Below are 18,886 nucleotides of genomic sequence, written 5' to 3'. Positions count from 1 at the left end.
TTGTCCCCGGCATCATCAGCGCCCCACCCAAAGCGCCCCGAGTGCTCGCCCCCAGGAACACCCATGCAACCCTCTGATCTGACCGTCCTGTTCACCGAGAACGCTTTCGGTGTCACCGCTCACGTCTACGGCCCGGACACCCTGACCGACCGCAACGCCACCGGTCCGGCCCGGCGCTATCTCCCTGTCACCCGCCCCCTCGCTCAGCGGGGCCTTGAGACCGGAGTCGACTTCGGGGCGGACGACTACATCGTCGACGCGGGTCTGCCTGACGGCAGCCGCCTCGTGATCTCGCCGGAGCAGTCCGGCCATACGGACGACACCGCACCAGACTGGCTGGTGACTCATCACTCCAGCCCCGACGACCCTGAGCTGTTCGAAGTCGTCTACGACAGCAGGCTGAACGGGCCCGACGCCCGCAACGCGGGAGACGTGTCCAAGCTGCTCGCCGCCGTCGACGAGCACCTCGACGACCTCGGCGTTCCGTCCCGCGAGCAGGTCCGGGCCGTACGCGAAGGCGCCGAGTCCGCACTGCACCGCGCCGGGTTCATCCCCGTCGTCCGCATCCACGAGACCCACCACCGGCTTCCCGCCGCCATGGTCGACCCCGGCGAGCGCCGGGTCGCCGTCACACGGGCCGTCGACTACCTGCGCTCCGCCGGCTACCGCTTCACGTGCCCGGCGGACCTGATCGACCACAGCCTTCCGCCGGCGCTGCCCCCGGCCCGGTCGCTGGCTCAGGTCAGCGAGACCATCGCGGAGGCCGGCCACACCCGGGAGGCAGTCGACGCGCTGAGCGAGCTGACCGCACCCGGTGACGGTGTCCTCGACCAGACCGTCGCGGTCCTGCAGGAGACGGCCTCCTGGTGGGAGGGGCTGGGCGGCGCCGCCGATCCGCACTACGCGGCGCGCCTGCGCTACATCGCGGACATGGCGGACGGCTACGTGCGGGAGATCCGGGCGATGCGCGGCGACCTCGCCGACCGACACGCCGCCCACCCCAATCGGCCCCGGTCCGCAGCCCTGGTCGCGGCCGGTGGCCCCAATGCCCGGGTGCTCGCCGCGCTCGCCACCTCCCCCACCTCCACCCGCACCCTCACCGGCCACCCGGCCGAAGCCGTCCTCGCCTCCCCGGTCGGCGCCGTACGCGCTGCCGGCCCGCGCCGCTGACCCCTGTCCAGGAAGGAAGACCGCTGTGCCCCGCCGATGCAGACCGCGCCTCACCCACCGGTCCACCGTCCGAACCAGCAACGCGGAGCCCCACCGTGCCTACCGCCGCACCCACCCAGCTGCCCGACGTCGCCATCGGGCACCACCCGAACCACGGGATCGTCGCCTCCCTCCCCACCCAGAACGCCGCCGCCCAGTGGTTCCTCGAACGCCTCGACTTCCAGCAACTGCCCGACAACCCAAGCCTGTACGCGCTCACCGACCAGCACCGAGAAGCCCCCGACCGCGCCGCCTGGGCCGCCAAGCTCCTCACCGGCGCCGGCTACCGGGTCGACACCGACATGGCGCTCACCCCCAACGAGAACACCGGAACCCGGGAACAGGCCCGCTCCCGGCTGCCCGCCACCGAACCGGCCCCGGACACCGCTCCGGACGTCGCCTTCGCCGAGCACCCCCAGCTCGGTGTCGTCGCTGCCACTGCCGACACGATCAACGCGGTCGAGCGCGGCGGTCAGATCCTCGAAGACCACGGCTGGCGGTTCAACCACGTCCTCGACGTCTACACCCTGCCGCTCACCGTCGAGCGGGGCGAGTCGCTGGAGCGCATGGCCGCCGCCACTGCCGCCATGCACCGTGCGGGCGACTTGCAGGTCGCAGTCCAGCCGCATCTCGCCGATGACCTGACCGCCCGCCGCGCACCGGCCCAGCAGGCTTTCACCACGCACAAGTTCCGCGTCAACGAGGCCGTGCTCAAGGCACCCGCCGCCGTGTCGACCGCCGTCGCCGTGAGTCCGCCTCCGGCGGCCGTCGACCCGCGCATCGCGTTCGCCCGTGCCCGCTGACCACCCCATCCCCACCCCTACCAAGGAGCAGAGCAATGGCCGTGAAGAAGGTCTGGCAAATCACCCACGCCTGCGGGCACGACAGCGAGCGGGACCTCAGCGACCGGCCGGCCGACCGCCGCGCCGGCTTCGCCGACTGGCTCGCCAAGCAGGACTGCACCGACTGCTGGCGCGCCGCGAAGGCCGGCGACGAGGCCGAGAAGGCCGCCTGGCTTCAGGCCAAGCGCGCCGCCGAACAGGCCGAGTCGGAAGCCTGGTCCGCGCAGTACCGGATGCCGCCGCTGGAGGGCACCGAGAAGGGCATCGCCTGGGGCGTGCGCTGCCGCCACCAGGTCCTCGCCGCCGCCTACACCGCTCTCGTCCTGGACGGCGGCATGCCGGAGTCCGAGTGGGAACGGATCGAGGACCAGGCGCGGACGATCACCCGCGCGGGCTGGTGGATCGACCAGCGCACCTCGGAACCGGGCGACCTGGAAGAACTGCTGGAGTCCGCCGTGGACGCCGACCGGCCGACCGAGAACCCCTTCATGTGACCTACCGGTGCCCTGCCCGGCGCAGGACACCGGCCCCAACTCCCCGCACCGCACCACGATTCGGAACACAGCACCATGGCTACCTACCCGCTGCAGTGCACCGTCCGGCGCACCGAGAGCACCCTCGACCTGCTGAACACGTTGGACGCGCTCAACGACGACCCCGACTTCGAGCCGGGCCTGTTCGCTACGTGGTCGCCCGGTCCGCCCGATCAGGAGTTCTACGACCTGCGGGACCTGGCGGCGCTGCTGGACGAACCGCGGGCGCTTCGCAAGCCCCGCACCGGCCACACCCCCTCCCCGCGCCTGACCTGGCACTGCTCGATACGCAACACCACCCAGTCCGGCCTCAGCGACGATCACTGGTGGCACCTGCTGCAGCAGGTGCTCAATGCCACCGGCATCCAGCCGCAGAACGATCCCAACTCCTGCCGCTGGCTGGCTGTGCGCTCCACCGCCGACAGGCTCGACATCGTCGCCACCGTCATCCGCCAGGACGGCAGCTGGGCCCGGCTGCACAACGACCACCAATTCGCCCAGTACGCCTGCGAGCGCTTCGCTGCGGACCACGAGCTCAACTCGCCGAAGCGACTCCGCTAGGCGTGATGGACGGCCCGGCCCGAGCGCGGCTTCTACCACCGATCTCCGGCCGGGCCAAACCCCTGATTCTGCGGACTCTGTCCCCGTCAGCCCGCTCGCCGGGCACCGCCCGTCCGAGAAGGGGACGCCGTGATCGCCCACCTCCAGCGCGCCACCACCACGGCCGCGCTGATACCCGCCCTGTACGGCCTGGACGAGCCGGGCGACCGGCTGCGTCCCCGGCTGATCGGCGCCGACTACCGGGGCGCCGACAAGCAACTGCCTCTGTTCGGTGACCCGCTGGAGGTCCTCGGCGGCGGCGTGGTGGACGCCCCCGCCCTGCGGATCGGCTCCCGCGTACCCGCGCGCCCGGTGTGGATGTGCTCGGTGCGATCCGACCCGCGCCACCCGGACCTGAGCGACGCCCAGTGGGCCGACGTCGCCCGGCGTCTGGTCACCGCGACCGGGCTCGCCCCCGCCGGCGACCCGAACGGCTGCCGGTGGGCGGCAATCCGCAACGGCGACCGGTCGGTGCACGTCGTCGCCACCGTCGTGCGCGAGGACGGATACATCCACAACACCTACCGCGACCCCTTCCACGTGCAGGCCGAGTGCACCCGCATCGCCGCCGAGCTCGGCCACCTCACCCGTACCGTCACCACCGCCAAGGACCACCGGATGCCCTCCATCACCATCAGCGCCGAGCCCAGCGGCAGCGTCGTCGCCACCGGCGCCAGCGACGACCTGTCGGCCACCCTGCTCCGCCACGCAGGCTTCAAGCAGATCGACGACTGGCACGGCCGCCGCCACCGGCTGCCCACCACCACCGACCCCGCCGACCGGGCCTCCATCGCCACCCACGCCACCGAGATGCTGCGCGCCGCCCGCTACACCGTCGACCTCGACCCCAAGCTCGACACCGAGCTCAAGACCGAGCCGCTCAACACCACAGGTCAGCAGATCCTGAATCTCACCGACGAACTGCGCGGCGCCACAACCTTCACCGAACTCGCCGGGGCGCTCGACGAGCTGTTCGACCCGGACGACGGGATGCTGGTGCGTCTCCAGGAGGCCCTGGAGATCGCCTCCGAGCAGATCACCGAACTCGACCCCGACCAGTTCGCCCTCTCCGACCGGTTCGGCTTCGCCTCCGACCAGTTGGTCACCGCCCAGGCCGAACTCGCCGGGGCCGTCGACGAGGTGCAGCGCGCCATGTCCCACACGGCGGACCGTGCCGACGACCTTCGCACCCGCGCCGCTCTCGCCCGCAGCACCACCGCCCCGGCCGCCGCCAACGCCCCGGACCTGCCCGCCGCTTGGCGCACGCCCGTACCGGCCGCAGCGGCAGTACCCGCCGGCCGCACCCGCTGAAACGTTCCTGCACGTCACTACTTCCTGGGAGCCCTGGTGCCCGAGCACTACTCGTCGATCGGAGAAGCGGTCGGCGCCGCCATGCAGCACAACATCCGCCTGGCCTACCGCGACCAGCAGACCCTCGCAGCCGGCGAGCCACTCCAGGTCCGATACATCCCGCCGCCCACCGCCGACCCCCGCTCGCTGCCGGGCATGGTCGTCCGGCTCGAGGAGGACGCGAGTCCCGGTGACGTGGCGGCGATCTTCGAGGAGACGACCAGTGCCCTGGTCGGCCCGCTGACGCAGTTGACCGAGCTGGTCGCGGCCGGGGCCGACTGGGCCCGCGCCAGGGTGGACTTCTACTCTCCCGGCTACAACCTGTCCCACGACACGTGGGCGCGGCTGGCCACCGCGCACCAGGCGCTCCTCACCGTCCGGGAGGACCTGGAGACCGCCACCGCGAGGATCCCCGACTGCCCCGCTGAGCCGAGCCGCTCAGGCCACTCGGAGACCATGCCGGTGCTGCGGACCCGTGAACTGCTGCACGACGTCATGGGCAGCGTGCCGCCGCCCACATCGGAGGCCCAGCGCCGTCAGGCAGCCGTCGCCGGCTCTCCCCGGCGCGTGCCCCAGCCGTCCACCGTCCCCGAGCCCACTGCCGCGCCGACCACGGCCCCGGCCGCGCAACCGCGCCGTACCCGCTGACAGCAGCACCGAGAGGACCGACCACCATGGGAAACCTCGCCGACACCTACGGCACCGACGTCGAGATCTACCGCGGCGGCGACGACCGGATCTGGGCTGACTGCCGTACCGATGCCCCTGGTCTCATCGACCGCACCCTGCGCCAGTTCGGCTTCACTGCCCCACCCGACCCCGGCAACCCCGCCTCCTACAGCCTCCCGCCGGAGCGGCCCCGCGCGGACCAGCTGACCGCCGCGTCCGGCGCGGCTTACCTGCTTGGCGTCCAGCAGCACCGAGTCGCCATCGAGCCGGAGTTGGTCGTCGCTCTCGACGGCATGGACGACCCCGCCGAGCTGCGGCGCGCGGCAGCCCTCGCCACCTCCCCCGCGACGCGCGCGACCGCCACCGTGCAGCAGCCGCCGGCCCCGCCGACGCCGACGTCCGAGCGCCCGAGCAGCCGCACCTGCTGAAACGTTCCTTCCACCTCGCCCCGATGGAGAGCAGCCCCGTGACGATCCGTTCGAGAGCCGAGCGCGCCCCGCCCACCGCCCGCTCGCACCCACCTGGACTCTCCCTTGCCCGCCCCGCGCACCGGCGCACCGTCGACCTCCACCGGCACGGACGCGCTCCTCTACCTCCTGTTCGCCGTCGTCGGCGCCGCCATCGCCTTCGGCTCCCTCGCCTGGCTGACCGGCAACCTCACCAACTACTGCTTCGGGTCCGGACCTTGGGCGCCGTTCCACGTCGCCGACGCCCTCCTTCACCCCGACCGGCTGTGGCCCCACCTCGCCCCGACCTCCGTCCTGGTCGGCGCCCGCATCGTCCCCGGCGCCCTCACCCTCGCCATCACCGTCACCGTCCTGGTGCTGTGGCTGCGCCACCGCTCTGGTAGCAGGAGCGGCATGGCCCGCAAGGCGGACATCGCCCCGCTCCTCGACAGGGAGATCACGCAGAAGGCCCGCAGCCTGCGCCCGAGCCTGAAGGACCACAAGGAGATCGCCCCCGCCGACCGGGGGATCCTGGTCGGCACGCTCTCCCCCGGCAGGGCCGAGGTCCGCGCGAGCTGGGAGGACGTGATGGTCGCCATCATGGCGCCCCGCTCCGGCAAGACCTCGGGCATCGCGATCCCCGCGATCCTCGCCGCCCCAGGCCCGGTGCTGCTGACCAGCAACAAGGCGGCGAACGACGCCTTCACCGCCTGTGCCGACGCCCGCGCGAAGGTCGGCACGGTCTGGACCATGGACCCGCAGCAGATCGCGCACCACCCGCGCGAGATGTGGTGGGACATCCTCGCCGACGCCCGCGACCTCGCCGGCGCCAAGCGCCTGGCCGGACACTTCGTCACCGCCTCCGTCGACGAGTCCAGCGGCTCCGACTTCTGGTCGACCGCGGCGAGCAACACCCTCGGGTCGCTGTTCCTCGCCGCCGCGAGCCACCGCCGCCCGATCACCGACGTGCTGGCCTGGCTCGCCTCCCCCTCCGACCGCACCCCCGTCGACCTGCTCACCGACGCCGGCCACCACGCGGTCGCCGCCCAGCTCCAGGGCACCGTCACCGGCGCCACCGAGACCCGGGACGGCATCTACGAGACGGCGCGCCAGTACGCGAGCTGCCTGCTGGACCCGGAGATCGCCGCCTGGGTCACCCCCACACCGGGCCTGGCGGAGTTCAAGCCGTTCGACTTCGCCTCCTCCCGCGACACCCTGTTCCTGCTGAGCAAGGACGGCGGCGGCTCGGCCTCGGCGATCATCGCGGCTGCAGCCGATGCGGTGATGCGCGCGGCCGTCATCGTCGCCGAACGCTCCGGCGGCCGACTCGACCCGCCCGCGCTGTGTGTCCTCGACGAGGCCGCGAACGTGTGCCGCATCAGCGACCTGCCGGACCTCTACTCCCACCTCGGCAGCCGGGGCGTCATCCCGATCACCATCCTGCAGTCCTACCGCCAGGGCCAGCGCTGCTGGGGCGAGGCCGGCATGGACGCCCTCTGGAGCGCGGCCACCACCAAGATCATTGGCTCGGGCATCGACGACGCCGACTTCGCGGACCGGCTTTCCCGGCAGATCGGCGAGCACGAGGTGCAGACCGTCTCCGTGTCCGACTCCGGCAGCGGCAAGTCGACTTCGGTGTCGATGCGCACCGAGCGGATCCTGCCGCCCGACGAGATCCGCGCGCTGCCCAAGGGCAAGATCCTGCTCTTCGCGACCGGTATGCGGGTGGCGATGCTCGACCTCAAGCCCTGGTACAAGGAGCGCTCCGCCAAGGAGATCGGCCCGGCCTCCGCCCGCGCCACCAAGGCCATCACCGAACGCGCCATCGCCAAGGCCACCGCCGACCGCGACGGCTTCACGCTCTCGGCATGACCCGGCCCCACCGGCGGCGCTGACCGGGAACCCGCCCCTTCTCCGGCCGGCGCCGCCCCCAGCCGCTTACTCGCCTCCGCCTCGAATCCGGAAGGTCCTTTCATGTCCGACACCAACTCGCCTGCTGCCCAGCACCGTTCGGCCCCCCTCGCCGGGGCGCCGGTTGTCCGCCGGGGCGGCCAGTGGTGGCTGATCACCGGCACCGGCTCGATCCTGGCCACCGACCCCGTCTTCACCGGTGAGCTGGACCGCTTCGCCGCCGCGATGGCCGCCGCCGACCGCGAGGTCGACCGGCTCCGGGACAAGCAGGCCGCCACCCGGAAGAAGCGGAAGGGGAAGCGGCGGTGATGGACGCACTGCTCAAGGGCGAGCAAGCCCTTCTCGGCGCGGTCCTCCTCGACCCGGCCCAGCTCGACACGCTGGCCTGGCTGACACCCGCCGACTTCTACCGCCCGGCTCACCGAGCCCTGTTCGCCGCGATGCGGACCCTGAGCAACGATCAGCGTCCGGTGCGGGAGGCTGACGGGACAGTGCCGCTCACGTGGGTGACCGACACGGTCGCCGAGGCGAGCCGCCAGGTGCGCGGGTTGAACGCCTCGTACCCGTTCACCCTGATCGCCGCGTGCCCGCGCCCGCAGAACGCCCCGGTGTACGGCCGGATGGTGCTCGAAGGGTCCATCCATCGCACGGTGCTGGAGCACGCCGTCCGTCTGGAGCACGTCGCCCGCATCGATGCCGAGCAGCACCAGGTCGAGGGCGTCCTGCACCACGCCGATGCCCTCACCGGCGTGCTCGGCGACCTCGCCCACCGCTGGGGCACCGAGCCCCGTCCCGTCCCGCCGCCCGGTCCTGGCACGAGCACGGCGGCGTCACCGGTCGGGCCCAAGGAGACCGAGGACGAGCAGTTCCTCCTGGCCGTCCTCGTCCACCAGCCCGCAGCGATGGCCGAGGTGTACGACTGGCTGCGGCCCGGCGACTTCGCCGACGCCGGCCACGGCCAGGTCTACCGCTGCCTCGGCGCTCTCCACCACCGGGGCGAGCCGATCGACGAGGTGACCGCCCTGTGGGAGGTCCAGCGGCGCGGCCTGCTGGCCGATGGCACCCTCTCGCGCGAACAGCTCGACAGTCTCTTCGGTGGCCCGGGGGCGGGTTCGGCCGAGTGGCTGGGCGACCAGGTCATCCGCTCCTCCATCGCGCGCACCGCTGCCGGGGCCGCCACCGCCATCAAGGCGTTGGCCGAGGCCGAGGCGATGGCACCGGGCCGTCTCATCGGGCAGGCCCTGCATGCCCTCGGCCCGCTCGACGAGGTGCACGCCCGCTGGCGTACGGCCAACGGGCAGCCTTCCCCGGCAGCCGAGAGCGCTAGCCCAGCACAACGCCCCGATCCTGCGGCCCGAGTGCGCGCGGCGCTGTCCCGAAGTCCCCAGCAGCGCCTCGCTCCGAGGACCACCCCGCCCGTTGCCGCCATGTCCAGGACCGGCGCCACGACCACGTCACCTGTCCGCACCTCGCCCACCCACCACCTCCGGAGCACCCCGTGAACAGCCCGATATCGGAGGCACTGCTGCTGCACGCCACCGCGACCGCGATCGACGCCCAACGCGAAAAACTGCCCCAGGTCAGCGCCCCGTTCCGCCTGCCCGACCCCATCGGCGTGGCCCGGCAGACCACCGAACTCGGCGGCCTCATCGCCGAGCTGGGAGACGAGTACCTGTTCCGTGCGGACGCTTCCGCGCCGCAGGAGCACACCACGCACGCGGCCGAGGCGTTCGCCAACGCAATCGGCAGCGTCGCCCAGGCCGCCTCTGCCCTCGGCACCGTGGCCCAGCAGCTCGCCTTCGTCGCCCGAACAGCCAACAGGCGTGGTGAGCCCGGCTACGAAGACGCTCACACCGATGCCGGGCAGATGATCGAGCTCGCCGTCGAGACAGCATGCGACGACCTTGCCGAGGCCGCCCAGATCCTGCGGACCGCCGCCTCGGCCGTCTCCCCGCCGCCCACAGTCCAGCTCCAGCGGGCCGCCCTCGCCCGCTCCCCCGGCGCTTCGACAGCATCTCCGGCGCCAACCACGACCGCTGTTGCGCTGGCAGCCCAGCGCGCTCCGGCCCGCGCCCGATGAACCGTTCCGCCGCCCCTTCGACCTTCACCCCAGGACCTGACCATGCTTGACGACGACGCCCACGACTACGCCGTCCGGCTCGAGTCGGCCGCGACCGAGCTCGTCCGTGCCAGCGCACGGCATCCGTACTCCTTCTCCAACGCCTACGGCAACGGCCGCGAGGTCACCGTCTGCGATCTCGCCGAGGCCGTGGAGCGAGTGGAGTACCACCATCACGCGGCCATCAGTGAGGCGAGCTTCCACTCGCAGGATCCCCGTTCCAGTCCCCGCTCTGCTGTCCTGGCTCGGGAGTGGAGTTCCATAGGGACAGCCCTGGCCCAGGTCAGCCTGGATCTCACGCGGGCAGTGGAGGTGGCGAGCCGTCTCGCCGACGCCCGTGTACGGGCTCCGGAGACCGCCAGCGCCTTCGAGCGGCAGGCCGCCACCGAGGTCTCCCGCCTCCTCGCCAACGCGCGGGCGGGAATCGACCGTGCCGTCGACATGATGTTCGACAGCGCCCACCACCTGACTGGCAGGCGCCCGATGCCGGCACCGGACCTGGCCGCACTCTTCGCCGAGACCGTCACGGAGGAGCTGGGTCCGACGTCCCAGCGGGAAAGGGCCGCGCTGGCCCGGTCCGGCAGCACCCTCACTGTCCTGCCGGCCGCCCCGACCACGCCCACACCCACCGCGACTCCCCACTCTCCCCGAGGCCGACGGTGACGGACATGGTCCCGGACACCACAGGCGGCCCGCTGATCGGGTCGCTGTGCAGCGGATATGGCGGCCTCGACCTCGGCGTCCAGGCCGCGCTCGGCGGCCGTCTGGCCTGGCACGCCGAGACCGAGCCCGGCCCGTCCGCGATCCTCGCCCGTCACTGGCCCGGCGTGCCGAACCTGGGCGACATCACCAGCATCAACTGGTCCACCGTCCCTGGGGTGTGCGTCCTCACGGCGGGCTTCCCCTGTCAAAGACGTCTCGGTCGCCGGCCGCCGTGCCGGGCTCAACTCCGAAACCCGATCCGGTCTTTGGCTGCACGTGGCTCGCGCTGTCGAGGCCCTGCGCCCGCACCTCCTGGTGGTCGAGAATGTACGAGGACTGCTCACCTCCCCCGCTGTCGCCGCCTCCGGTGGCGACGTGGAGCGCTGCCCGTGGTGTCTGGGAGACGACCCAACCCAGCCTGATCTGCGGGCACTTGGCGCCGTACTCGGCACCCTGGCCGAGCTTCGGTACGACGCGAAGTGGCTCGTTCTTCGCGCCTCCGACGTCGGTGCACCCCACCACCGAGCCAGGGTCTTCCTCACCGCCTGGCCCGCCGGCCACGGCGCTGCTCAAGACCCCGACGAGCAACATCGGCTCCAACGGCGGCTCGCAGCACCCGGAGAAGAGGAAGCGCGGCGGCCACGGCCCGAACCTGGCGGACGAGGTGGAGTGGCTGCTGCCCACTCCCAAGGCGTCGGACGGGATCAAGGGCTCGCCGAACCAGCGGCACGGCGGCGGGGACCTGACCCTGCCCTCGGCAGCAGCTTCGCTTCGGCCCTCCTCACCCCGCAACCCGGCCTCACGCTCCCGGCGCCGGGCCTCGCCGGTCTCGACAGCAGGGGTACTGCCGCTGTGGCCGCAGGACGGCTCGACCCCGGACGGTGGGGACCGTACGCCGCAGCCGTCGCCCGATGGGAGACGCTCACCCGCCCGGCGCCGGCGGCCACCGATGCGGGCGGCAAGCTCCGGGCGGAGTTCGTCGAGTGGATGCAAGGGCTTGAGGCGGGCTGGGTGACCGCCACCCCAGGTCTCGGCCGCCCAGCCCAGCTCACCGCGCTCGGCAACGGCGTCGTCCCCCAACAGGCCAAGAGGGCATTGGAGTTGCTGGCCCCTCCGTTCCCGCGCTGTGCCCGCTGCCATGCCGCGTGAGGGGCTTCTACCTCCTTTTCCCGGCCGCACCAAATCCCGGAATCCGCGGACTCTTCTCCCCGCAGCCGCACCGACCCGAGGGGGCTGTCATGCCTGCGCATGCCCCGGTCCGGCGCGCCCGCGCGCCGCCGGCCGTACGACCGAAGGACCTTCTCCTTGAGCACCACCACCGCCTGCGGCCAGGCCCAGGACAGCGGATACCGCGCTGTCCTGGGTACGCCGTACGTCGCCCGCCTGCTGGGCGGCACCCTGATCGGCCGCCTTCCCACCGGCATGGCGCCGATCGCGATCCTGCTGCTGGTGCGTGCCGAGCACGGCCCGCTCGCCGTGGCCGGAGCCCTCGGCGCCCTGTACGGCCTCGCCTGCGCGCTCGGGCAGCCGCTGCTCGGACGCCTGGTCGACCGCCACGGCCAGACCCGGGTCCTCGTCGCCGCCACGGCCGCCGCCAGTGCGGCGTTCCTTCTGCTGCCGTGCACCGGCCGGGCGCGCCACCCGGTGCTCGCCGCGCTCACCGTGCTGGTGGCGGGGCTGGCAACGCCGCCGCTGGAGGCCGGCCTTCGGGCTCTGTGGCCGGTACTGCTGCCGGACGCTGGGCGCCAGCGCAGCGCGCTCTCGCTGGACAGCAGCACCCAGGGCCTGGTGTTCGTCGCCGGTCCACTCTTGGCCACGGGCTTCGCGGCCGGTGCCGGTGCGGCCACCGCGCTGGTGGCGACCGCGGCGCTCGGCCTACTCGGCACCGGCCTGGTCGTCACCTCCCAGCCCTCCCGCGCCTGGAAGCCATCCGAGTTCACCGAGGCGGTGCACTGGACGGGTCCGTTGCGTGTTCCGGGGCTTCGGGTGCTGTTCGCCGCGCTGATCGGCACCGGTGTCGCGCTCGGCGCCGTCAACGTCCTGGCGCTGTCCGTCGCCGAGCGCCACCACGCCGGGTGGCTGGCCGGGGTGATGCCGGCCGCGCTGTCCATCGGCAGCATGCTCGGCGGCCTCGCCTACGGCCGCCACGCCTGGCCCGGTGCCCCCGCCAAGCACCTGGTCACCGCCTCGGTCGGCTTCGCGGCAGGATGGCTGCCGCTGCTGCCCGACCCCGCGCCCGCCGCCGCCGTCCTGGGCGCCGTGCTGCCCGGCACCTTTCTCGCACCGCTGCTGACCGCCGCGTTCCTCACCGTCGACCGCCTCGCCCCCGAAGGCGAATCGACCGAGGCGTTCGCCTGGCTGATCGCCTGCATCGGCGTCGGCCAGGCCGCCGGCACCGCCCTGGCCTCCCTCGCCTCCGCCCCACTGCTCGTCGCCGCCCCACTGCTCGTCGCCGCCGTCCCGCTCGCCGGGGCCGCCTTCGCACTGTGGCTGCTCCACCGCTTCAACGACCGCCTCTCCTCCTGACCACCCCGAAGGACACTGCCGTGAACACCACTCTCTTTGCCGCCGCAACTCCCCTCACCCGCATGCACGTTGTATGGGACTGGAACGGGACGGTCAAGGACGACCTCGACGACCACGTCGCCGCGCTGAACGCGACGCTGCCCGCCCTCGGCGGCGAGGCGGTCGACCAGGAGACCTACCGGGCCAAGCACACCGTGCCGATCCCCGACTTCTACGCCCGCCTGCTCGGCCGCACCATCACCGAGGAGGAGTGGCTCTCCAGCGACAACGCCTTCCTGGACCACCTGCGGGCCCAGCCGGTGCGGGTGCGCGAGGGCGCGATCGAGTTGATGGCCGCGCTGCGCGAGGCCGGCCACACCCAGTCGCTGCTGTCGCTGTGCCCGCACGACACCCTCGTGCGCGAGGTCGAGGAGGCTGGCATCGGCCACTTCTTCACCCGGGTCGAGGGCCGCACCGGGCCCTCCGGCGGCACCAAGGCCGCCCCGCTCGCCGCTCACCTCGAAGCCCTCGGCCTCACCGGGCAGGCGCACCAGGTGCTGCTGGTCGGCGACGCCGTCGACGACGCGGATGCCGCCCACGCCAACGGCGCGTTCGCGGTGCTGCACACCGGCGGGCTGCACCACCCCGCCAAGCTCGCCGCCTCCGGCCACCCGCTGACCGACACCCTCACCAGCGCCGCCGCCCTCGGCCTGCGTCTCGTCCAGGACCGCTCCGCCCAACTGGCCTGCGCCTAGCAAGGATCGGCGGCCGGACCAAACCGCCGATCCTGCGGACCATCTCCTCACCAACCGCTGCACCGGAGCCCTGCCGTGACCCGAAGAAGACCAGCCGACCCCGCCCTCCCTGTCCGTCCGAATCCCCTGGATGTGCCATGTCCGAGTCCGACCCGATGCCGGGCACCCCCGAGCCCGAGCCGATCCGTATCCCCGACGAGGACCTCGACGACCTCGTCAGCGCGCTGAACCGCACCATGGCCGAGGTCCGCCAGCACGGCGTGATCCTCGACCGCCTCGGCTCCGAAGCCGACGACGAGACTGTGTCCGGCTCGGCCACGCCGGACACCGCGCCCGAGGGCGAAGCCGGCGGTGCCCCTTCGCTGTTCATCCTCGCGATGGGCGGTGCCCAGTACGCCGCCGAACTGGCCGAGCTTTCCTTCTGGGTCACGCACATCCTGCTGCCCGTCTACGGCAGGGAGATCGGCTCCACCCGGCCGTGGTGCGCGCAGTGGCACGAGCACCCGGAGGCCGTCGCCCGCCTCCACGCGCTCTGGCTCGCGTGGCAGCAGCTGACCGCCGCCGAGGCCGGCCAGAGCGGGCCCTCGACGTGGCACCGCGACCACCTGGACCACGCCCTGCTCCAGCTCCGCGCTCCGGACGGCCCGTTCGCCGCCTGCACCACCAGCCCCTCCCGGCTGGCCCACCGCGTCCTGACCACCCCCGACCAGCTGGGACTCGCCGCATGACCACCCTCGACTTCCGCCTCGACGGCCTCAAGCCCGCCGACGAGTCCCCCGGCCATGCGTACAACTACCCCTGGGAGAAGGACTTCCAGCTCATCTCCCACCACGACGTGGGCGAGCGCAGCTTCATCATCGCCTTCGACAAGACAGCGACCTGGGACTACCCCAACAAGGCCAACATCGTCTCCTTCGACGTCGACCGCGACACCAGCCGAGGCATGTTCAGCATGCACCGGGAAGGGCACGCCACCTTCGCGTTCGCGCAGAACTGGCTGGTCAACCGCGGCTGCCCGCCGGACAAGGTCGCACCGGTCTTCGACGTCCCCCGCCCCGCCGACGAGCTGTCCGTCCGGGTCGAGGACCGCATCCGGCGCGCAGGCGACAGTCTCAAGGTCGCCGACTACCAAGTGATCGACGACTCCGACACCGAGGGCTGGAGCGTCGCCGTCGACCGCGAGGCCAGCGAGCTGCCCGTCCGCGTGTTCCTGGAGACGCTTCAGCCCGACCAGTTCACCTACACGGTGCGCGAGGGGGCCTTCGCCGACCACGCCGCCGCCGACGACTGGCTGGAGAACCGCTCGACCCCGCTGCCCGAGCCGCCCGAGTACCGCCGCGACGCCGAGGCCCTGCGCACCAGCGCCGCGCTCGCCCGCAGCACCACGGCCCCGGCCGTCACCGCCGCTGGCGTCCTGGCCGCCGCGCCCGCAGCCGCCGCCGTCACCCAGCCCGATCGGGGGCGGTCGCTGTGAGCCGCGCCAAGTTCGCCTTCTCCGCCCACCCCGACGCCCTCGCCGACCTGCGCCAACTCCCCGAGCCCATCCGCGACCAGGCCCTGCTGCACCTGCAGGACCTCGTCCGCGGCGAACGCGTCGCCACCCGTCTGGAAGGCCGGCTGAAGGGGTGCCACAAGATCTACCTCGGCGTCGGCGACCAGTGGGCCAGCCACCGCCTGATCGTCCAGTTTCGCGACGCCGCGCCCGAGTCCCAGCACCGGCGCGAGGTGCACCTCGTCGCCGCCGGGCCCCGGCTCGACTACGCGGTCTACCGCTCCGCCCAGAACCGCCTGGGCCGCACCGGCCTCAACCTCCCGCCCGGCCTGGATCCGGCCCGGGAGGCCCAGATCCGGCAGCAGCAGGAAGCCCGCGTCCGCGCGGCCCGCGCCCGATCCGTTCGCCCCGTACCGGGAACTGCTGGCGCACCCACCTACACCACCGCATCCCCCGGCTTCGCCCCCGGCGCTGCCCCCCGAAAGGCCCGATGATGACCGCTCCCACCCCCACGCACACCGACCTCGCCGCATGGCTCGCCGAGGCCGCCGAAGCCGTCACCGGCATCGTCACCGCCGAGCACGTCACGCCGCGCTCGCGCTCTCACCTCCACCCCGTCCTCGGGCCGCTCACCGCCGGGCCGAAGGTGATCACGGCACTCGCTTTCCGGCTGGAGGAGCTGCTGGAGGAGCGGCTGCCGACCACCCCCGCCGCCCTGTTCGCCCTCGCCTCCTACGCCTCCGCCCTGGGCTGGCTGAGCGAATCGCTCGCCGACCTCACTCAGGCCGTGGACCGCTTGACCGTCGAGGCCGGCCTGCAGTCCGACGACGCGACCACGGCACCGGCCGAGGTCCCGGACTTCGACCTGTCGGCCTACGCCCCGCAGGACCAGGAGGCCATCACCGCCCTCGCTACAGAGGCCGCCCTCCCGCCCGGCCGCTACCTGCAGATCCTGGGACAGGCCCTGCTCGCCGCCACCGAGTTCACGGACGCGTGCACGGAGATCATCATCGCCCTGGCCGAGGATGCCCGCCGCCTCCTGGACGAGGAGGTCAGCTTTGTTCGCCTCGGCGGCGAAGGCCCCGACAGCCTGCCCACCCTGGTCCGCTCCCTCCTCGCCCGGATGGAGACGGCCGGATGAACCCCCACGACCCGCTGAAGAACCCCGGCGCGCACCTGGTCTTCGACCGGCTCGGTGTCGAGAACCCCTGGGAGCTGTATGCGCGCCACCCCGGCGAAAGCCCTCTCACCCGCCTCGCGTTCATGGTGGCGTCCTGCGCCCGCGACGTCGACCGGCTCCACCAGGACCTCACCGCCAAGGCCCAGCAGGTGACCGAGCGTCTGGCGCCGATCGCCCGGGGCGATCACGCCTCGATGCGCGGGGTCAACGGAGTCATGCAGTCCGCCGGCCTTCAGGTCGAGCTGCTCGCCACTCGGCGGGGCGCGGCGTCCGAGCAGCTCTCGGATGTGGTCAGCGCGTACGAGCGGTGTACCGAGGAGGGCCTGGCGGATCCGGGGAGTCCTCTTGCCGTCAAGCGCGCGGCGGTCACCGCCTCCCCGGCGCCGGCCGCCGAGCGCGACCTTCCTGGTACGCCGTCGAGGTACGACCCCCGGACCCGGGAGTTCGAGGCGCTGGCGGCGATCGACCGTGGTCGTCTGCGGCTGTGCAAGAGCGCTGTCTACGGCTACACGTTCACCTCCGATGGCAGTGACGTGGCGCCGTCGGTCTGGGCGCACACCGTCGAGGCGCTGATGGCCGAGGACCTCGTGGCCGCCGATACCAGCACCTCGTCCTACCGGCCCGGCCATCTGCTCTCGCTGACGCCCGCCGGACAGGCCCTCCTGGATGCCTCGCGCACCGCCGACCAGCGCGTCGCCGCAGCACTGGCCCGCACCCCCGCACGCCCAGTCGTCACGCCCGCGACCGGCCCCGCCCAGGCGGTGCCCCCGTCACCATCGGCCCGGCCCTCCCTCTCCTCCTCCCGCACCCGTTGAACAAGGAACTCCCGGCCATGTCCATCCAGCCGTCCACCCCGATGAGCACCACCGACGCGCAGCGCACCGAGGCCGCCCTTCGCCGTCTCGCCCCGAAGTGGACCACCCACATCGTGCACACGGTCGCCAAGTACGGCCCGGAGATGCGCGTTTCGGACGTAGCCCAGCACTTCCCGGCACTGTCGCAGTCGTACGTCAGCAAGCGCCTGGCCACGACGTCCACCGACGGCCTGGTGGCCCGCGACGGCGAGTTCGACCGCTGGGCCCCCTACCGGCTCTCGTCCGCGGCCCGCACGCTCGGCCCCGTCTACCGCGCTCTCACCCAGTGGTCCTCCGACCACATCGACCGCACCCCGCAGGGACGGTACGACCGGGTCGAGACCGCCATGCACCGCCTGCAACTGACGGACACCACTGAAACCGTCCGCCTGCTCTCGGAGCGCGGAAGCCTGCGCCTGACCCACCTGGCCGAACTGCTCTACTCCCCGCCGCAGTTCGCGGCGGCCCGGCTGAACCGCATGCAGGCGGACGGCCTGGTTGCGCGCGCCGACAACCGGCACGGCGCCCCCTACCTCCTCACCGACGCCGGACGGGCGCTCGGGCCCGTCTACACCGCCCTCCAGCAGTGGGAGCACCGGCACAGCGGCGCTGCTGCCCGCGCGGTGCCGGCCGCCGAGCGCACCATCGGCGCCCCCGCGCAGTCTGTCCGGACCGCTGCCGCCCTGCGCCGCAGCCCCGCCCCCTCCGCGCTGTTCAGCCACCCCCCGGTGCCGCAGCCCCGTGTCCCCGCCGGCGTCACACCCGCCGCCTCCTTCTCGTACTCGTACGGCCGGTGAGCACCGTGAACTCCCGCCACAGACCGGCTCTCTGTCCCCCGCGCCCCGGGTCCGCACGCTGCCCCGCCAACGGCGGTGTGCGGGCCCGCTCCCCGCCACGCTCAGGAGCCCACCCGTGCCCACCGTCCCCTATCTTGTTCGTCCGCTTCGTCTCGCCGGTCCCGGCGACCAGCGACTTGTCACCGGCCAATTGGTCTCGGCCCCCGGCTGGAGCCGCGCCCGTACAGCGGACGGGGGTGCCAGCTTCACCAGTCCCTGCCGCACCGCCGTCTTCACCAGCTCCGGTCCACCCGAGAACCCGGGCAGGTGGAGCGTCCACGGCTACACCGTCTCCGGCTCGGAGGCGCTGTGGAGTGCGGTGTTCGGACCCGGCACGCCCGCCGAGATCACTGCCGCCTTCACCGCCGTCCTCGTCGACGGCCTGCGCAGCCGGCACCGCGACTACCTGCTCGGCGGACCCCACCACCTCGACTGCACGCCTGGGTCCGTCTTCGCCGACCGCGGCTGGCAGCCAGACCCCGGCCCGCAGGGCTTCCACGACCAGGTCGCGCCGGACGGGACCGCCCTCTACCGGCACCGCGTCGGATACCAGCCCGCCGACGAGGAGATCGCCGGCCTTGTCCCGCCGTCGTGGAGCATGATCGCAGGCGACCCGCAACACCCCTTCTGGCATGCGGACTTCAGCATCGGTGTGCCGTTCTACCCGCTCGTGCGCGCCGCCCTCGCCTTCAGCTCCTCCGAACCTGTTGAGCGGCCTCTCGGCGCCGTCCCCGCCCGCCACCTGCCCCACGTCACCGCCCGCCGCGCCCCGATCCCGGCCCTCGCCCGGCCGCAGCGCGCCTGCACCCCGCAGGGCCCCGCCGTCCCGCCCGCCGCGCTGCCGGTTCCCGGAGCACGCCGGCGCTGACCCCCGGAGAACTTC

Annotated in this window: 22 protein-coding genes and 2 pseudogenes; all 24 read left to right on the top strand. The window is 72.9% G+C overall.

Annotation, left to right across the window (positions count from 1 at the left end):
• The first annotated feature begins 63 nt into the window (after window positions 1-63).
• The 24 genes and pseudogenes from ABTY15_RS02665 to ABTY15_RS02550 all read left to right on the top strand — a co-directional run bounded on the left by ABTY15_RS02665 (window position 64) and on the right by ABTY15_RS02550 (window position 18,871).
• Window positions 64-1,170 carry a hypothetical protein gene (locus ABTY15_RS02665; RefSeq protein ID WP_350574844.1) on the top strand — a complete coding sequence of 369 codons (1,107 nt, stop codon included), beginning with the start codon at window positions 64-66 and terminating at the stop codon, window positions 1,168-1,170.
• Window positions 1,171-1,265: 95 nt separating this feature from the next.
• Complete coding sequence (locus tag ABTY15_RS02660) at window positions 1,266-2,012, top strand: hypothetical protein (RefSeq protein WP_350574841.1); 747 nt, start codon at window positions 1,266-1,268, stop codon at window positions 2,010-2,012.
• A 35-nt stretch (window positions 2,013-2,047) separates the two neighbouring features.
• Window positions 2,048-2,545, top strand: coding sequence for a hypothetical protein (locus tag ABTY15_RS02655; RefSeq protein WP_350574839.1), 498 nt, complete (start codon window positions 2,048-2,050; stop codon window positions 2,543-2,545).
• 75 nt (window positions 2,546-2,620) lie between these two features.
• Window positions 2,621-3,145: a hypothetical protein gene (locus tag ABTY15_RS02650; RefSeq protein ID WP_350574836.1), complete on the top strand. Its 525-nt coding sequence runs from the start codon at window positions 2,621-2,623 to the stop codon at window positions 3,143-3,145.
• A 129-nt stretch (window positions 3,146-3,274) separates the two neighbouring features.
• Window positions 3,275-4,495, top strand: coding sequence for a hypothetical protein (locus tag ABTY15_RS02645; RefSeq protein ID WP_350574833.1), 1,221 nt, complete (start codon window positions 3,275-3,277; stop codon window positions 4,493-4,495).
• A gap of 36 nt (window positions 4,496-4,531) precedes the next feature.
• On the top strand, window positions 4,532-5,182 hold the full coding sequence (locus tag ABTY15_RS02640; protein ID WP_350574830.1) for a hypothetical protein: 651 nt from the start codon (window positions 4,532-4,534) through the stop codon (window positions 5,180-5,182).
• Between the two features lie 26 nt (window positions 5,183-5,208).
• Window positions 5,209-5,631, top strand: a complete 423-nt coding sequence (locus tag ABTY15_RS02635; protein WP_350574827.1) for a hypothetical protein — start codon at window positions 5,209-5,211, stop codon at window positions 5,629-5,631.
• 105 nt (window positions 5,632-5,736) lie between these two features.
• On the top strand, window positions 5,737-7,521 hold the full coding sequence (locus tag ABTY15_RS02630; protein WP_350574824.1) for a type IV secretory system conjugative DNA transfer family protein: 1,785 nt from the start codon (window positions 5,737-5,739) through the stop codon (window positions 7,519-7,521).
• Between the two features lie 102 nt (window positions 7,522-7,623).
• The gene (locus ABTY15_RS02625; RefSeq protein WP_350574821.1) at window positions 7,624-7,869 is read left to right on the top strand and encodes a hypothetical protein; all 246 of its coding nucleotides are present in this window, start codon (window positions 7,624-7,626) and stop codon (window positions 7,867-7,869) included.
• Window positions 7,869-9,062 carry a DnaB-like helicase N-terminal domain-containing protein gene (locus tag ABTY15_RS02620; RefSeq protein ID WP_350574819.1) on the top strand — a complete coding sequence of 398 codons (1,194 nt, stop codon included), beginning with the start codon at window positions 7,869-7,871 and terminating at the stop codon, window positions 9,060-9,062. The genes ABTY15_RS02625 and ABTY15_RS02620 overlap by 1 nt, the downstream gene beginning before the upstream one ends.
• A complete protein-coding gene (locus ABTY15_RS02615) occupies window positions 9,059-9,640 on the top strand; it encodes a hypothetical protein (protein WP_350574816.1) in 582 nt (193 codons plus the stop codon). The genes ABTY15_RS02620 and ABTY15_RS02615 overlap by 4 nt, the downstream gene beginning before the upstream one ends.
• 42 nt (window positions 9,641-9,682) lie before the next feature.
• Window positions 9,683-10,342 carry a hypothetical protein gene (locus tag ABTY15_RS02610; protein ID WP_350574814.1) on the top strand — a complete coding sequence of 220 codons (660 nt, stop codon included), beginning with the start codon at window positions 9,683-9,685 and terminating at the stop codon, window positions 10,340-10,342.
• Window positions 10,343-10,347: 5 nt separating this feature from the next.
• Window positions 10,348-10,530, top strand: a pseudogene (locus ABTY15_RS02605) (DNA cytosine methyltransferase); the annotation flags it as partial.
• 22 nt (window positions 10,531-10,552) lie between these two features.
• Window positions 10,553-10,873, top strand: a pseudogene (locus ABTY15_RS02600) (DNA cytosine methyltransferase); the annotation flags it as partial.
• A gap of 360 nt (window positions 10,874-11,233) precedes the next feature.
• Window positions 11,234-11,530 (top strand): hypothetical protein, encoded by a 297-nt coding sequence (locus tag ABTY15_RS02595; protein WP_350575093.1) that lies wholly within the window; start codon window positions 11,234-11,236, stop codon window positions 11,528-11,530.
• 156 nt (window positions 11,531-11,686) lie between these two features.
• A complete protein-coding gene (locus ABTY15_RS02590) occupies window positions 11,687-12,907 on the top strand; it encodes an MFS transporter (protein WP_350574811.1) in 1,221 nt (406 codons plus the stop codon).
• A 62-nt stretch (window positions 12,908-12,969) separates the two neighbouring features.
• The gene (locus ABTY15_RS02585; RefSeq protein WP_350574805.1) at window positions 12,970-13,641 is read left to right on the top strand and encodes an HAD family hydrolase; all 672 of its coding nucleotides are present in this window, start codon (window positions 12,970-12,972) and stop codon (window positions 13,639-13,641) included.
• 137 nt (window positions 13,642-13,778) lie between these two features.
• Complete coding sequence (locus ABTY15_RS02580; protein WP_350574797.1) at window positions 13,779-14,369, top strand: DUF4913 domain-containing protein; 591 nt, start codon at window positions 13,779-13,781, stop codon at window positions 14,367-14,369.
• Complete coding sequence (locus ABTY15_RS02575; protein ID WP_350574794.1) at window positions 14,366-15,115, top strand: glycosyl hydrolase; 750 nt, start codon at window positions 14,366-14,368, stop codon at window positions 15,113-15,115. The genes ABTY15_RS02580 and ABTY15_RS02575 overlap by 4 nt, the downstream gene beginning before the upstream one ends.
• The gene (locus tag ABTY15_RS02570; RefSeq protein WP_350574792.1) at window positions 15,112-15,627 is read left to right on the top strand and encodes a hypothetical protein; all 516 of its coding nucleotides are present in this window, start codon (window positions 15,112-15,114) and stop codon (window positions 15,625-15,627) included. Before ABTY15_RS02575 ends, ABTY15_RS02570 begins: the two co-directional genes overlap by 4 nt.
• Entirely contained in the window at window positions 15,627-16,274 is a 648-nt protein-coding gene (locus tag ABTY15_RS02565; protein WP_350574791.1) for a hypothetical protein, read from the top strand. Before ABTY15_RS02570 ends, ABTY15_RS02565 begins: the two co-directional genes overlap by 1 nt.
• The gene (locus ABTY15_RS02560; RefSeq protein WP_350574789.1) at window positions 16,271-17,128 is read left to right on the top strand and encodes a hypothetical protein; all 858 of its coding nucleotides are present in this window, start codon (window positions 16,271-16,273) and stop codon (window positions 17,126-17,128) included. Before ABTY15_RS02565 ends, ABTY15_RS02560 begins: the two co-directional genes overlap by 4 nt.
• A 17-nt stretch (window positions 17,129-17,145) precedes the next feature.
• A complete protein-coding gene (locus tag ABTY15_RS02555) occupies window positions 17,146-17,964 on the top strand; it encodes a winged helix-turn-helix transcriptional regulator (RefSeq protein WP_350574787.1) in 819 nt (272 codons plus the stop codon).
• A gap of 115 nt (window positions 17,965-18,079) precedes the next feature.
• On the top strand, window positions 18,080-18,871 hold the full coding sequence (locus tag ABTY15_RS02550) for an SPDY domain-containing protein (protein ID WP_350574786.1): 792 nt from the start codon (window positions 18,080-18,082) through the stop codon (window positions 18,869-18,871).
• The last annotated feature ends 15 nt before the right edge of the window (window positions 18,872-18,886 follow it).

It is taken from the genome of Kitasatospora sp. NPDC097643 (assembly GCF_040302625.1).
GTDB lineage: Bacteria > Actinomycetota > Actinomycetes > Streptomycetales > Streptomycetaceae > Kitasatospora.
Note: the sequence above shows the minus strand (reverse complement) of the source record. Positions and strands in the feature narration are given on the sequence as shown.

What these genes read in the sequence shown, in the direction of transcription:
- ABTY15_RS02665 (WP_350574844.1), top strand. Translation starts at nt 64, where the DNA reads ATGCAACCCTCTGATCTGACCGTCCTGTTCACCGAGAACGCTTTCGGT.
- ABTY15_RS02585 (WP_350574805.1), top strand. Translation starts at nt 12,970, where the DNA reads ATGCACGTTGTATGGGACTGGAACGGGACGGTCAAGGACGACCTCGAC.
- ABTY15_RS02560 (WP_350574789.1), top strand. Translation starts at nt 16,271, where the DNA reads ATGAACCCCCACGACCCGCTGAAGAACCCCGGCGCGCACCTGGTCTTC.
- ABTY15_RS02625 (WP_350574821.1), top strand. Translation starts at nt 7,624, where the DNA reads ATGTCCGACACCAACTCGCCTGCTGCCCAGCACCGTTCGGCCCCCCTC.
- ABTY15_RS02575 (WP_350574794.1), top strand. Translation starts at nt 14,366, where the DNA reads ATGACCACCCTCGACTTCCGCCTCGACGGCCTCAAGCCCGCCGACGAG.
- ABTY15_RS02565 (WP_350574791.1), top strand. Translation starts at nt 15,627, where the DNA reads ATGACCGCTCCCACCCCCACGCACACCGACCTCGCCGCATGGCTCGCC.
- ABTY15_RS02650 (WP_350574836.1), top strand. Translation starts at nt 2,621, where the DNA reads ATGGCTACCTACCCGCTGCAGTGCACCGTCCGGCGCACCGAGAGCACC.
- ABTY15_RS02620 (WP_350574819.1), top strand. Translation starts at nt 7,869, where the DNA reads ATGGACGCACTGCTCAAGGGCGAGCAAGCCCTTCTCGGCGCGGTCCTC.
- ABTY15_RS02555 (WP_350574787.1), top strand. Translation starts at nt 17,146, where the DNA reads ATGTCCATCCAGCCGTCCACCCCGATGAGCACCACCGACGCGCAGCGC.
- ABTY15_RS02655 (WP_350574839.1), top strand. Translation starts at nt 2,048, where the DNA reads ATGGCCGTGAAGAAGGTCTGGCAAATCACCCACGCCTGCGGGCACGAC.
- ABTY15_RS02580 (WP_350574797.1), top strand. Translation starts at nt 13,779, where the DNA reads ATGTCCGAGTCCGACCCGATGCCGGGCACCCCCGAGCCCGAGCCGATC.
- ABTY15_RS02635 (WP_350574827.1), top strand. Translation starts at nt 5,209, where the DNA reads ATGGGAAACCTCGCCGACACCTACGGCACCGACGTCGAGATCTACCGC.
- ABTY15_RS02610 (WP_350574814.1), top strand. Translation starts at nt 9,683, where the DNA reads ATGCTTGACGACGACGCCCACGACTACGCCGTCCGGCTCGAGTCGGCC.